14 protein-coding genes and 5 tRNA genes are annotated in these 12,825 nt (G+C 73.3%); 9 read left to right on the forward strand and 10 right to left on the reverse strand.

Features of this window, described 5'->3' with window-relative positions; genetic code table 11:
- Positions 1-106: 106 nt before the first annotated feature.
- Together AC6CKD_RS21610 and AC6CKD_RS21615 are read left to right on the forward strand one after the other, a co-directional pair.
- Positions 107-520: an SsgA family sporulation/cell division regulator gene (locus AC6CKD_RS21610; RefSeq protein WP_030011909.1), complete on the forward strand. Its 414-nt coding sequence runs from the start codon at positions 107-109 to the stop codon at positions 518-520.
- Positions 521-749: 229 nt separating this feature from the next.
- Positions 750-1,376 (forward strand): CGNR zinc finger domain-containing protein, encoded by a 627-nt coding sequence (locus AC6CKD_RS21615; RefSeq protein ID WP_498329091.1) that lies wholly within the window; start codon positions 750-752, stop codon positions 1,374-1,376.
- Here AC6CKD_RS21615 and AC6CKD_RS21620 read toward each other — a convergent pair.
- Entirely contained in the window at positions 1,317-1,502 is a 186-nt protein-coding gene (locus tag AC6CKD_RS21620) for a hypothetical protein (RefSeq protein ID WP_498329093.1), read from the reverse strand. The genes AC6CKD_RS21615 and AC6CKD_RS21620 overlap by 60 nt on opposite strands.
- A 141-nt stretch (positions 1,503-1,643) precedes the next feature.
- A complete protein-coding gene (locus tag AC6CKD_RS21625) occupies positions 1,644-2,087 on the reverse strand; it encodes a hypothetical protein (RefSeq protein ID WP_498329095.1) in 444 nt (147 codons plus the stop codon).
- 200 nt (positions 2,088-2,287) lie between these two features.
- Here AC6CKD_RS21625 and AC6CKD_RS21630 point away from each other — a divergent pair, with 200 nt between their 5' ends.
- Positions 2,288-2,788 carry a DsbA family protein gene (locus AC6CKD_RS21630; RefSeq protein WP_498329096.1) on the forward strand — a complete coding sequence of 167 codons (501 nt, stop codon included), beginning with the start codon at positions 2,288-2,290 and terminating at the stop codon, positions 2,786-2,788.
- A 15-nt stretch (positions 2,789-2,803) separates the two neighbouring features.
- On the opposite strand, the gene AC6CKD_RS21635 is transcribed toward AC6CKD_RS21630, so the two are convergent.
- From AC6CKD_RS21635 to AC6CKD_RS21645, 3 genes are read right to left on the reverse strand one after another with little or no spacing between them, the layout of a single operon-like run.
- Complete coding sequence (locus AC6CKD_RS21635) at positions 2,804-3,628, reverse strand: GNAT family N-acetyltransferase (RefSeq protein ID WP_498329097.1); 825 nt, start codon at positions 3,626-3,628, stop codon at positions 2,804-2,806.
- A gap of 55 nt (positions 3,629-3,683) precedes the next feature.
- Positions 3,684-4,511 (reverse strand): aminotransferase class IV, encoded by an 828-nt coding sequence (locus AC6CKD_RS21640; protein WP_498329099.1) that lies wholly within the window; start codon positions 4,509-4,511, stop codon positions 3,684-3,686.
- Positions 4,508-5,629 carry a chorismate-binding protein gene (locus tag AC6CKD_RS21645; RefSeq protein ID WP_498329101.1) on the reverse strand — a complete coding sequence of 374 codons (1,122 nt, stop codon included), beginning with the start codon at positions 5,627-5,629 and terminating at the stop codon, positions 4,508-4,510. Before AC6CKD_RS21645 ends, AC6CKD_RS21640 begins: the two co-directional genes overlap by 4 nt.
- A gap of 180 nt (positions 5,630-5,809) precedes the next feature.
- Between AC6CKD_RS21645 and AC6CKD_RS21650 the strand changes: the two genes are divergently transcribed.
- The 5 genes from AC6CKD_RS21650 to AC6CKD_RS21670 all read left to right on the forward strand — a co-directional run bounded on the left by AC6CKD_RS21650 (position 5,810) and on the right by AC6CKD_RS21670 (position 6,294).
- A tRNA-Gly gene (locus AC6CKD_RS21650) sits at positions 5,810-5,882 on the forward strand.
- Positions 5,883-5,927: 45 nt separating this feature from the next.
- Positions 5,928-6,001: transfer RNA gene (locus tag AC6CKD_RS21655), tRNA-Cys, on the forward strand.
- Position 6,002: 1 nt separating this feature from the next.
- Positions 6,003-6,074, forward strand: a tRNA-Val gene (locus tag AC6CKD_RS21660).
- Positions 6,075-6,093: 19 nt separating this feature from the next.
- A tRNA-Val gene (locus AC6CKD_RS21665) sits at positions 6,094-6,165 on the forward strand.
- A 54-nt stretch (positions 6,166-6,219) separates the two neighbouring features.
- A tRNA-Val gene (locus tag AC6CKD_RS21670) sits at positions 6,220-6,294 on the forward strand.
- 61 nt (positions 6,295-6,355) lie between these two features.
- On the opposite strand, the gene AC6CKD_RS21675 is transcribed toward AC6CKD_RS21670, so the two are convergent.
- The 3 genes from AC6CKD_RS21675 to AC6CKD_RS21685 form a co-directional block, all read right to left on the reverse strand.
- Positions 6,356-6,658, reverse strand: coding sequence for a TFIIB-type zinc ribbon-containing protein (locus AC6CKD_RS21675; RefSeq protein WP_498329103.1), 303 nt, complete (start codon positions 6,656-6,658; stop codon positions 6,356-6,358).
- 65 nt (positions 6,659-6,723) lie between these two features.
- On the reverse strand, positions 6,724-7,854 hold the full coding sequence (locus AC6CKD_RS21680; protein ID WP_498329104.1) for a phosphotransferase family protein: 1,131 nt from the start codon (positions 7,852-7,854) through the stop codon (positions 6,724-6,726).
- Positions 7,855-8,326: 472 nt separating this feature from the next.
- Complete coding sequence (locus AC6CKD_RS21685) at positions 8,327-8,512, reverse strand: hypothetical protein (RefSeq protein WP_215034445.1); 186 nt, start codon at positions 8,510-8,512, stop codon at positions 8,327-8,329.
- A 552-nt stretch (positions 8,513-9,064) separates the two neighbouring features.
- Here AC6CKD_RS21685 and AC6CKD_RS21690 point away from each other — a divergent pair.
- Entirely contained in the window at positions 9,065-10,312 is a 1,248-nt protein-coding gene (locus tag AC6CKD_RS21690) for a serine/threonine-protein kinase (RefSeq protein ID WP_498329106.1), read from the forward strand.
- Positions 10,313-10,402: 90 nt separating this feature from the next.
- Here AC6CKD_RS21690 and AC6CKD_RS21695 read toward each other — a convergent pair whose 3' ends face one another.
- Together AC6CKD_RS21695 and cobA are read right to left on the reverse strand one after the other, a co-directional pair.
- Positions 10,403-11,215 carry a TrmH family RNA methyltransferase gene (locus tag AC6CKD_RS21695; protein WP_266910292.1) on the reverse strand — a complete coding sequence of 271 codons (813 nt, stop codon included), beginning with the start codon at positions 11,213-11,215 and terminating at the stop codon, positions 10,403-10,405.
- Positions 11,216-11,291: 76 nt separating this feature from the next.
- Complete coding sequence (gene cobA, locus AC6CKD_RS21700; protein WP_498329108.1) at positions 11,292-12,512, reverse strand: uroporphyrinogen-III C-methyltransferase; 1,221 nt, start codon at positions 12,510-12,512, stop codon at positions 11,292-11,294.
- Positions 12,513-12,825 lie beyond the last annotated feature (313 nt).

Here is a 12,825-nt window from a genome sequence, read left to right on the forward strand (position 1 = left end):
GTCCGCAAAACGGTCAGAGGGGTTTACAACGGCACCGTAGGTGGCATGTCGATTTCGCCGACGTGCGAATCCCCGAGCGCACACTGAGCGAAAGGCCCTGGCGCTTATGAACACCACGGTCAGCTGCGAGCTGCACCTGCGCCTCGTTGTGTCGAGCGAGTCCTCACTGCCTGTTCCCGCGGGCCTGCGGTATGACACGGCCGATCCCTACGCCGTGCACGCCACCTTCCACACCGGCGCCGAGGAGACGGTCGAATGGGTATTCGCCCGCGACCTCCTCGCCGAGGGCCTTCACCGGCCCACCGGTACCGGCGACGTCCGTGTCTGGCCGTCCCGCAGTCACGGTCAGGGAGTCGTCTGCATCGCCCTGAGCTCACCGGAGGGAGAAGCGCTGCTCGAAGCACCCGCCCGAGCACTGGAGTCGTTCCTCAAGCGGACGGACGCCGCGGTTCCACCAGGAACCGAACACCGGCACTTCGACCTCGACAAGGAGCTCTCCCACATCCTGGCCGAATCCTGAGCCAGGCCTACAGAGGGAACCCTCCCCCGGCCGAGGCCGGGGGCCGTACGACACCGTCCGACTCGGGGCGACGGTGCACGGCGGACAACCACATACGGAAGTGCCGGCGCTGTTCACGCGGAAGCCACCCGCGTGGACGGCGCCGGTGCGCTTTGGGGTGACCCGCTAGAGTCGGCCACCAGCGGCGGCGCAGACCGTCACCGCAGGCCCGGCCCTTCAGGGAGACCCCGTGCAGATCCCCCACGACACCCGTCGCGCGCTCGACGTCGTCGTCGCGCTGGTGAACACCTCGGCCGAGACGGAGCAGCCCGACGGGCTGACGGACGTCGACGCCCTGCGCGGCTTCGTCCAGGACTACTCGATCAGCGACGTCGGCGAGCTGAGCGCCCGCGACCTCGCCGGCGTGCGGGCGGTGCGCGGAAAGTTCGCCCAGGTCTTCGCCGCGCCCAACGCGCGCGCGGCCTCCGTGCTGATCAACGAGCTGGTCGCGACGGCCGGCACCACCCCCCAGCTGACCAACCACGACGGCTACGACTGGCACGTGCACTACTTCGCCCCGGGCGCCTCGGTGGGCGACCACCTGGCGGCCGACGGCGGCATGGCGCTGGCCTTCATCGTGGTCTCGGGCGAGCAGGAGCGGCTGCGCCGGTGCGAGGCCCCGGACTGCCGGCGGGCCTTCGTCGACCTGTCCCGCAACCGCTCCCGGCGCTACTGCGACAGCCGCACCTGCGGGAACCGGCTGCACGTGGCGGCGTACCGGGCCCGGCGCAAATCGGAGCTGGGGACGGAGCCGGGTTCAGAGCAGGAAGAGATCGTGCAGGGCGGCGACCAGCAACAGCCCACCGATCACGCCTAGGAAGATCATCAGGGGCGGCTGCGAGAGCGCGAAGAGGCAGCCTTTCGGCTCCTCGGCGACGGGGACGGGAACGGGGGCGGTGGCCGGCGCGGGAACCGCCGGCTCACCCGATGATGTGTCGAGCATGTCGGGGCGATGATGGCCCAGCGGACCCGCGCGCGCCGCTCAACACGCCAGAGGGAACCCACGAGTTCACCGGATCCCGTCAGATCAGGTGGTTTCCGGGCGGGATCCCCGCGACGACCGGGCGCCGCACGGCGCCCGGGATCATATGCCGTGCTTCTTCAGGATCGCCTCGATGTCGGAGAAGTCCTCGGCGGGGGCGGCCGCCGGGGTCGGACGCGGGCGGGCACCGTCGCCCAGCGAAGGGACCGAGGCGGCCGGGGCGACCGCCTCCTGGGCCGGACGCCCCTTGGCGGCCTTCTGCCGCTTCCGCTTCCCCTCCCCCGTGCCCTGGCCGCGCCTCTCTATCGCGCGGGTGGTCATGAAGAGCAGCCAGGCCAGTCCCAGCACGGCGAACCCGGCCCAGACGGTCGGCTTGAAGACGATCCCGGTCAACCACTGCACGACGCCCGTCATCACCAGGCCCACGGGCACCAGCGCGTAGGCGGCGATCCGTGTGGCCGCGAGGAATCGCTTGCGGTAGGCGGTCAGCGCGGCGATGCCCAGGCCCGCCGCGGACACCGCGGAGCAGATGGTCTCGGCGAGCATGCGGGGCCTCCAGGGGCGGTTCGGTCGGTCGGACCCTGCCTGCGGGCCGGGCCTTCTGTCCCCATCCATCCTGCACCGGCGACCCTCACCCTGGCCACGGCCGGAGCCTCCCGCGGGCGGATCTCCGGGACATCTCCGGGTCCCGTCTCCTCCCGAGGTCCCGGTCCGTGCTCCTCCCCGCGGACTGGGAGACTGTGCGTATGACCGATTCCGTGATCCTCGACATCTGGTGCGAACTTCAGTGCCCGGACTGCCACAGCGCCCTGGACGACGTGCGCGCCCTGCGGGCCCGCTACGGCGACCGGCTGGACATCCGGCTGCGCCACTTCCCGCTGGAGAAGCACAAGCACGCCTTCGCCGCCGCGCAGGCCGCGGAGGAGGCCGCCGAGCAGGGGCAGGGCTGGCCCTACGTGGAGGCCGTCCTGGCCCGCACCGCGGAACTCGGCAAGGCCGGTGAGTCGGTGCTCGTCGAGGTGGCGCGTGAACTGGGAATGGACGCCGAGGAGTTCGACACCGCCCTCATCGACGGCCGGCACATCCTGATCGTGGACGCCGACCAGGCCGAGGGCAAGGCCATCGGCGTGACCGGCACGCCGACGTACGTGATCGACGGCGAGCGCCTCGACGGCGGCAAGAGCCAGGAGGGCCTGCGCGAGCGCATCGAGGGGATCGTCGACCGCCTGCTCGCCGCGGAGGCCTAGGGCGAAAGAGACGACCTAGATCAGGTCCTTGGCGTAGTTGACGTCGGTCGTCCGGTAGCCGAGGGACTCGTAGAGCCGCAGGGCCGGGACGTTGTCGCTGAAGACGTGCAGCGCGAGCACCCGGTGTCCGGCGGCGAGGGCGGTGCGTTCCGCGAGGAGCATCAGGTCCCGGCCGTGGCCGCGGCCGCGGTGCTCCTCGGCGACCGCGACGTCGAAGACGTACGCGTCCCCGCGGTTCGGCGCGACCCATACGGTGCCGACGGGGACGCCGGCCGCCTCCAGCACGGAGATGCTGACGCCCGGCGTGGCCAGGCCCAGGGGCAGCATGGACGCGTGGTCGTTCGCCGACTTCGTGTGCGCGGCGGCGGCGGACATGCCGCGGCTGATCCAGTTCTGCGCGTATTCCTCCCGTCCCGCCGCGAGCCAGGTCTCGAACTCGGCCTCCGTCATCGGGCGGCCCGCGACCCCCTCGGAGAGGCCGGGCGGCTCGGCCGGGAGTTCCTTGGCCATGTTGCGGCTGTACTCGGCGTACCCGAGGGCGGCGGCGAGGCGCAGTCCGCCCGCCGAGCCGGCCGGCACCGAGACGCGGACCCGCCGGCAGCCCCAGCCGCGCAGTACTTCCTCCGCGGCGAGCGCGGCGACCGTGGCGCGCCCGCGCCGGCGGTCGGGCTCGTCGACGGCGAGTTCGCGGATCTCGGCGACCGTCGGCCCGAAGGGGGTGTCGGCCGCGAGCAGCACGGCGCCGACGCGCCTGCTGTTGACGCGGATCTCGTACGGGCGCGAGCGCGCCCCCCCGGTGCTCTGCTGAAGCGGCCCGCTCGGCCGCAGGGTGGTGGTCATCAATCGAGTTCTACCCGCCCTGCGGCCCGATGGACAGCGGTTGTGCCCGTCCCGGTCAGGAGCGGGGGTCGGCGTCCTCGGCGGAGCGCTCGTCGAAGATCCGCACGGCCTCGGCGGTGACGGGCCCGGGGGCGGAGCCCAGCTCGCGCCCGTCGATCCGTACGACGGCCTGGACGTCGCGCAGGGAGGAGGTCAGGAAGACCTCTTCCGCCTGGTCCAGCGCTTCGAAGGGCAGGTCGGTCTCCTTGGCCCCGCACCAGTCGGCGACCAGGGCCCGGGTGATGCCGGCGAGGCAGCCCGACGACACGGGCGGGGTGTGCAGCTGCCCGTCGAGGACGACGAACACATTGGAGCCGGTGCCCTCGCAGAGCCGGCCGACGGTGTTGGCGAAGAGCGCCTCGGAGGCGCCGGCCCGGTGGGCGGCGGCGAGCGCGACGACGTTCTCGGCGTACGAGGTGGTCTTCAGGCCCGCCACGGCGGAGCGTTCGTTCCGCACCCAAGGAACCGTGACCACCGCGGTGGTGTCGGGGCGGCGGGTGGCCCCGGCGAGGGCGACGATCAGCGTCGGGCCGGCGTCGCCGCGGTCGGATCCGAGCGGGGAGACGCCTCCGGTGTAGGTGACCCGCAGCCGGCCGAGCGGCAGCGGGTTGGCCTCCAGTACGGCGGCGCAGGCACGGCGCACCTCGTCCAGGTCGGGGTCCGGCAGGCCGAGGCCGCGGGCCGAGCGGGTCAGCCGCTCCAGGTGCCGGGTGAGCGCGAAGGTCGTCCCGCGCTCCGCCTTGAGCGTCTCGAAGACCCCGTCGCCGACGGTGAGGCCGTGGTCGAACACGGACACCTTCGCTTCGTCGGCATCCCGCAGTGCTCCGTCGAGCCAGATCCTCACCGTACGGTCCTCCCGCATTCGTCCGTCTGTGCCCCGACCGCGCCGACCGCGCCGGATTCGCCGGTCGCGCCGATCACGTTCTCTTCGATCGCTCCCGACGCTACCCGCAGCAGCCGGGCGGCCTTCAGTTCGGTCTCCGCCCACTCGCGGTCGGGGTCGGATCCCCAGGTGATCCCGGCGCCGGTGCCGAAGAGCAGCCGGGGGCCGCCGGGGGCCGTCCGGTCGATCCAGAAGGTCCGGATGCCGACCGCGAGCTCGGCCGTGCCCCGGTCGGCGTCGACCCAGCCGACGCCTCCGCAGTAGGGGCCGCGCGGGGCGGTCTCCAGGGCCTCGATGATCCGCAGGGCCGAGGATTTGGGAGCTCCGGTGACGGAGCCGGGCGGGAAGGTGGCGGCGAACAGCTCGGGCCAGCCGGCGCCGTCGGCGAGTTCCCCGGCGACGGTGGAGACGAGGTGGACGAGGCCCGGGTGCTCTTCGAGCGCGCACAGTTCGGGGACGGTCACGGAGCCGGTGGCGCAGACCCGTCCGAGGTCGTTGCGTACGAGGTCCACGATCATCACGTTCTCGGCGTGGTCCTTGGGCAGCAGATCGGCGGCGGTGCGGCCGGTGCCCTTGATCGGACCGGACTCGACGCGGCGGCCGGTGCGGCGCAGGTAGAGCTCGGGGGACGCGGTGGCGATCTCGACGCCGTGGGCCGGCAGCCGAATCGTTCCTGCATACGGAGCCGGGTTGCCGCGCGCGAGCAGCGCCGTCAGTGCGTCCACGTCGGCGCCCGCCGGATCGGGGAGCGGCGCGGACATCACGCGGCAGAGATTGGCCTGGTAGACCTCCCCCGCCTCGATGTGCTCGCGGATGCGGCGTACGCCCGCGATGTACGCGGCGCGGCCGAGGGAGGAGCTCCACGCGTCGGCGTCGGGGCCGCGCCAGGCCCCGGGGACGGGGGCGGGCACCGGGTCGGGGCGTATGTCCCCGAAGCGCGCGCAGACGAGACGGCCTTCGAAATCGGCCGTCACCGCCCAGAAGCCGGTGGAGTCCAGGGCGGCGGGATCACTGGTGACATCTCGGAGATCGGTCGCGAGAAGGCCGCCGAAGCGGGCGAGGGGAGGCAGGTCGTGCACGGCTGCGAGTCTATGACCGGTGACGCCCGGGCGCCGGTGCGGCGTCCGCGGGGTGACCGGCGGTGATCGGGCGGCAGCACGCTGCGGAAACGCGTTTTTGAGCTGGCCCGGGAATCCGCTAGAGTTCAACACGTCGCCAGGGAGCGAAGGGGCAAAACCCCGGAGCGAACACGGTGACCTGCGGACGTAGCTCAGTTGGTAGAGCACCACCTTGCCAAGGTGGATGTCGCGAGTTCGAGTCTCGTCGTCCGCTCTAAGGTGGGGGATCATCTTCCCGAGGACCCCCTTCTTGCTCCATGGTGGAGTGGCCGAGAGGCGAGGCAACGGCCTGCAAAGCCGTCTACACGGGTTCAAATCCCGTCTCCACCTCCAAGGACGATTAGCTCAGCGGGAGAGCGCTTCCCTGACACGGAAGAGGTCACTGGTTCAATCCCAGTATCGTCCACTGGTCCGCAAGGATCCCCGCGCGATTAGCTCAGCGGGAGAGCGCTTCCCTGACACGGAAGAGGTCACTGGTTCAATCCCAGTATCGCGCACGCAGTATGCTTCGAATCTGCCACCTGCGGTGTTCGCACCGTGAACGTGGTCCCGCGCGATTAGCTCAGCGGGAGAGCGCTTCCCTGACACGGAAGAGGTCACTGGTTCAATCCCAGTATCGCGCACCAGCATCCGGAAGCCCCGGCCGTTCCCACGGCCGGGGCTTTCGCGTGTGCGGTGCACCGTGCCTCAGGAGGAGAAGAGCATCCGTCCGAGGCCGCCCTTGCGGTGGCCGTGGCCATGGCCGTGGCCGTAGCCGCCGTGCTGCGGGGCGCCCCAGGCGGGCGCGGGGGCGGCGTGCTGCTGCGGGTACGCGGCCGGTGCCGGCGGGGCGGCCGGGGGCGGGACCTGACCGTACTGGGACTCCAGGCGCGTCAGCGCCTCCAGCTCGCCGTAGTCGAGGAAGATGCCGCGGCAGCCGCTGCACTGCTCTATCTGGACACCGTTGCGGTTGTAGGTGTGCATCATCGCGTGACACTTCGGACACTGCATGACCGGATCAACTCCTCGCGGTTCGCGTCGACACCGGATGCGTACCCGGTGGCGTGAGGCTCACCCTACGACGGAGCGTTCGGCTCCAAGTCGGGCGGGAGGAAGGCAATTCGGGCACAGGCGTCCACCATCAGCCGCTCCACGTCGTCGAGTCGGCGCCGCTCGCGGGCGGCCTTGGCGAGGGCCAGCGCGGCCGTCTGCACGGTGAGCGCGCGGGCGGCCAGGTCGAGTTCCGGCCAGGGGTCACTGCCGGGTGCACCGGCCGCGGGGCCGCCGGCGGCGCGGTAGGCGTCGAGGAAGCGCAGCCATGTCCCGGTGTCCAGCAGCCCGGCGGCGTACCAGGCCGCGGGCCGGGCGAGGTCCCAGGCCGGCGCGCCGACTCCCAGGTCGTCGACGTCGATCAGCCGCCAGCCCCCGGCCGGGCTCCGCACCAACTGCCCGAGGTGCAGGTCGCCGTGGCAGAGCGCCCCGCCGGACGGCGGCGGCCCCTCCCCGCGGGCCCACCCGGGGAGCGTGGCGGCGGCGGCCCGTACGAGCCGCGCCATCCGTGCGGCGTCGGGATCGACGTCCCCGGCGGGGCACCCCGGGATCCTGATTCCGGCCGTCCGTCCCGGGATCCCGCCCTCCGCAGGCCGCTCCCCGGGCCTCGCCGCGGCGAGGAACTCCCCCGGCGCACCCGCCCCCGCGCCTTCCGCGAACGGCGGAGCAGACCGCGTCGGGCGGCCCTGCCCGACGGATGCGCGGGCGGATGCGCGGGCGGGCGCGGCGGCCTGCGGCGGGTGGGCCGCGTCGAGGCGGTGGAGGGCCCGGGCGAGCTTCGCCGGGCCGCGCATCGGGGGTACCGCGGACGGGAGGTGGTGGAGCGGGGTCCGGTGGAGGGCTGCCAGGAGTTCGGCGGCCGGCTCCCAGGGGGCCTCCTCGGGGCGGTCCGGAGCGACCGGAGCGCCGTAGGGCCACAGGGAGACGGGCCGGGATCCGACCCGGCCGAGCCCGGTGCGCAGCGGGGGCAGCAGCACCCCGGCCAGCGCCGGGTCCCCGGCCAGGCGGATCCGTACCGCCAGGGCGTCGGGATCGCTGTCGCCCGCGTGCGCCTTGGCCACGACGTCCCCGCAGCGGACCACGGTGCCGTCGTCGCGGTCCGCGAGGAGTACGTACTCCGCCGCGCCCGCGTACGCGGCGAGCGCGGCCGCGCTCACTCGCTCCAGCGGAACCACGCCTCGGCTCTCCCCGTGCCCCGCACCCCGGGCGGGTGCTCCTCGGGACGAGGGTACGCAGCACGGGGACGACTTGGGGCGCACCGCTCAGGTCGGGCCGGGCCCGCGCGCCCGCCTGCGACGGAAGGGTTTCCCCGCAGGCCGGACGGCAATGGCGCCGCCACCGCCCACACCACCGCCCGGCCACCGCCGGACGGAGTCCGGCGAGCGGCCCGAAGCCGGGAAGCGCGCCGGCGTCGAGCGGCGCGAAGGAGCGTTACGAAGGGTCCGCGTTACGAAGGGTCCGCGTTGCGACGAGGTCCGCGCGGGCATGAAAAAGGGTGCTGCGCGTCCGGCTCCCCAGCCGTACGCGCAGCACCCTTCACCTGCCGTCCGTCGACCGCTCCCCCGTCCCCACGGGGTTCGGCCGGTGACAGTCCCGGCCCAGGCCGCTCTCCTGGGCCCGGGGCGCCGCTCAGCGCCCCAGCATCACGCTTACGGACGACGCCTGTGCCGCCACCTGGTCGAAGCCTCCGAAGAGGAAGAGCAGGAGGGCGGCCAGGGGGAGCACCATGGCCGCGGCCACCAGTGGGTGGCGACGACCGGACTCATGGCTGTTGAACGCGAATGCCTTGCGTCCTTGCCGTGCGATGTCCGCCATGGTCCTCTCCCTGTCGTTTGGCAGCGGCGGGTTTGTGACCTCGGGGGACGAGTGCTCCACCCGCCGCTTGTCTTCAACACTAGGCGCGGGAAAGGCTCCTGGCCTCATGCCTTCGTACCCATTGCCTGGCCTCCAGGAGGATGAGGAGTCCACCTCCCGTGTACTCCCCTGGGTGGAGACCGACCCCCCGGTCTGAGGGTCTTCCCGGAGGGGATGACCGGAGCGTGGTGACTTCGCTCACTTCCGTCACTCACCGCACACACCTGCCCGCCGACCAGGCACTCCCAAGATCAACCGTCCGTGCCCGGCCGCACCGGTGGCCACCGCTCCCCCGCCACCCCGCCCGGGACCCCAATTCCCCTGCTCCCGGCCCGGCTTGACCGAACCACCCCGTCCCGCACATGCGTCCTACCGGTGGTCCGGTGATTCCCCAAGTGGACTGCCCCGCACTGACAATCGAATCCCCCGGCGAGGGCGCGGCCTCTGAGCGCGCATGCCGGATGGTCCGTAAGCTGTGCCACGTCAACAGGACGACCGGTCAGCGGGGTGGACATGGCGATGATGCGGCTCCGGCGCGAGGACCCGCGTGTCGTCGGCTCGTTCAGGCTGCACCGGCGCCTCGGCGCCGGCGGCATGGGCGTCGTCTACCTGGGCTCCGACCGGCGCGGACAGCGCGTCGCGCTCAAGGTGATCCGGCCGGACCTGGCCGAGGACCAGGAGTTCCGCTCGCGTTTCGCGCGCGAGGTCTCCGCCGCCCGGCGGATCCGCGGCGGTTGCACCGCGCGCCTGGTCGCCGCGGACCTGGAGGCGGAGCGCCCCTGGTTCGCCACCCAGTACGTGCCGGGCCCCTCCCTGCACGACAAGGTGGCCGAGGAAGGCCCCCTGACGGCCGCGGCGATCGCCGCCATCGGTGCCGCGCTCTCCGAGGGGCTGGTCGCCGTGCACGAGGCCGGCGTGGTCCACCGCGACCTCAAGCCCTCGAACATCCTGCTGTCGCCCAAGGGCCCCCGCATCATCGACTTCGGGATCGCCTGGGCCACCGGCGCCAGCACCCTCACCCACGTGGGAACGGCCGTCGGCTCCCCCGGCTTCCTGGCACCCGAGCAAGTGCGCGGAGCCGCCGTCACGCCCGCCACCGACGTCTTCTCGCTGGGCGCCACCCTCGCCTACGCGGCCACCGCCGACTCGCCCTTCGGGCACGGCAGTTCCGAGGTCATGCTGTACCGCGTGGTGCACGAGGAGCCGCACCTCCAAGGTGTTCCGGACGCGCTCGCGCCCCTCGTGCGGGCCTGCCTGGCGAAGGATCCCGACGAGCGGCCGAGCACGCTCCAGCTCTCGATGCGGCTCAAGGAGATCGCGGCCCGCGAGGCGCACGGGATGGGCGACAGCCGCCCGCCGGCGCAGCGGGCCCGGACCGAGCGGCCGACGGGGCGGCTGCCCGAGGGCTACGCCGAGGACGCAGCGGGGTACGCCGAGCAGCGCACGGAGCGCCGTACCGCCGGCACCCCCGTTCCCGGACGTCCGAGTACGGGAACCGGCGCGGGCCAGCGGAAGGCGCAGACCAGGGGTCAGGGGCCGCGCGGCGGGACGGACTCGCGGCCCTCCTCGGCCCGGGGCACCGGCTCGCGGGGTCCCGGCTCGACCGCCGGGCGTACGGGCGGCCGCCCGGCTCCCCGTACGACGGGCACGGGGCGGCGGCCGTCACGGCCGGACCCCAAGCTGATGCGCCAGCGCCTGATCGTCTTCGTCGTGGTGACGCTGCTCGTGGCGCTGGGCATCGCGCTGGCCCAGAAGCTCTAGCCCAGAAGCTCTGGCCCGGAAGGTCTGGCCCGGAAGGTCCAGCCCACGAGTCCCACTCGCCGCCCAGAGCCTCCCGGCCCGCCACAGGTCCTAAGGGCGGCCGCTGGCCACCGCGTAGAAGGCGACGGCCGCGGCCGCGCCCACGTTCAGCGAGTCCACCCCGTGCGCCATGGGGATCCGCACCCATTCATCGGCCGCGACCAGTGCCTGCGTCGACAGCCCGTCCCCCTCCGCGCCCAGCATGAGCGCGACCCGCTCCAGGTCCTGCGGAGCCGCCACGTCGATCGGCGAGGCCTTCTGGTGCGGGGTGAGGGCGAGCAGCTTGAAGCCCGCCTCGCGGACCGAGTCCAGGCCCTTGGGCCAGGCCTCCAGCCGGGCGTACGGGACGGAGAACACCGCGCCCATGGAGACCTTGACGGAGCGCCGGTACAGCGGGTCCGCGCAGTCGGGCGAGAGCAGTACCGCGTCCATGCCGAGGGCGGCCGCGCTGCGGAAGATGGCACCGATGTTGGTGTGGTCGTTCACCGCTTCCATGATGACCACGCGCCGTGTGGTGGCGAGCAGTTCCTCGGCCGTGGGCAGCGGCTTGCGCTGCATGGAGGCGAGGGCGCCGCGGTGCACGTGGTAGCCGGTGACGCGCTCGGCGAGCTCCGGGCTGACGGCGTAGACCGGCGCCGGGAGCTCGTCGATGACGTCGCGCATGACGTCGACCCACTTGGCGGAGAGCAGCATCGACCGCATCTCGTACCCGGCGTCCTTGGCACGTCTGATCACCTTCTCGCCCTCGGCGATGAAGAGACCTTCCGCGGGCTCGCGCCGGCGCCGGAGTTCTACGTCGGTCAGGCCCGTGTAGTCGCGCAGGCGCGGGTCGTCGGGGTCCTCGACGGTGATGAGATCAGCCACAGGGTGATACTGCCTTGTCCTGGGTGCGGTGCCAACGGCTCTGCCGGGTTGCGGGATTGCGGGCGTACGAGGGGTGTCACCCGGCCGCGGGCCGGTGGACCTTCACCACGTCGCCGATCACGATGACGGCGGGCGGCCGGACCTCCTGGGCCTTCACGGTCTCCCCGACCGTGGCCAAGGTGGCGTCCACCCGGCGCTGGGAGGCGGTGGTGCCCTCCTGGATGACGGCGACCGCGGTGTCGGCGGGACGGCCGTGGCGCACGAGCGCCTCGGCGATCAGGCCGATCTTGTCGACGCCCATGAGGATCACCAGGGTGCCGGTGAGCTTGGCGAGGGAGGCCCAGTCCACCAGGGAGCGCGGGTCGTCGGGGCCGACGTGGCCGCTGACCACGGTGAACTCGTGGGCCACGCCCCGGTGGGTGACCGGAATGCCGGCCGCGCCGGGCACGGAGATGGAGCTGGAGATCCCGGGCACGACCGTGCACGGGATGCCCGCCTCGGCGAGGGCCTGGAGCTCCTCCATGCCGCGGCCGAAGACGTACGGGTCCCCGCCCTTGAGCCGGACCACGGCCTTGCCGGCCTTGGCGTGCGTGATGAGGGCGTCGTTGATGGCCTCCTGGGCCATGAAACGGCCGTACGGGATCTTCGCGGCGTCGATGACCTCGACGTGCGGCGGGAGCTCGTCCAGGAGGTCGCGGGGGCCGAGCCGGTCGGCGATGACCACGTCGGCCTCGGCGAGGAGGCGGCGGCCGCGGACCGTGATCAGGTCCGGGTCGCCGGGCCCTCCGCCCACGAGGGACACGCCGGGGGTGTGCGGGCGGGCGGCCGTCAGGGAGCCGTCCCGCAGCCCCTCGACGACCGCGTCGCGGACGGCGGCGGAGCGGCGGGGGTCGTTGCCGCTCAGTACGGCGACGGTGACGCCCTCCACCCGGCCGGTGGCCGGGGTCCAGGCACTCGCGGCCTCGGCGTCGTCGGCGCGGACGCACCAGATCCGCTCGCGCTCGGCTTCGGCGGAGGCGGCGTCGTTGGCGGCCCGGTCCCGGGTGGCGACGAGGGCGTACCAGGCACCGGCCAGGTCGCCGTCCTCGTAGCGGCGGCGCTCCCAGCGGATCTCGCCGGTCTCCGCCATGGCGTCCACGGAGGGCGTCGCGGAGGGCGAGATCAGGACGATGTCGGCGCCGGCCGCGATGAGCGCGGGCAGGCGGCGCTGAGCGACCTGCCCACCGCCGATCACGATGACGCGGCGGCCCGTGAGACGGAGTCCGACGGGGTAGGCGGGGTGTGCCGGGTGTCCCATGGCGGTTGCGGCTCCTGATGCGGCGGTGACGGCGGGCCGCTGCGTCGCTGGAGCGGCTGATCGGACGGTGACGTGCGGTGGCCCGTCCGGGGTCCACGATACGACCCACCTGCGCGGTGGTCGCCCCGGGGGCCGTTGCCCTGGCCGGGCGGTGACCCGATCCCCCCTGGCTCCGCCCCAGGCCACGGGGCTTCCGCCCCATGATCCCCGGCGCGACGCGGGCTGCCGCCCCGGGAGGCTGCGGGGCCGACGCGGGCCCTGCGGGGCTCTCCCCACCCCGCCCCTTCCCGAAACCGGGGCTTCGCCCCGGACC

The organism is Streptomyces sp. GQ60 (assembly GCF_059758875.1).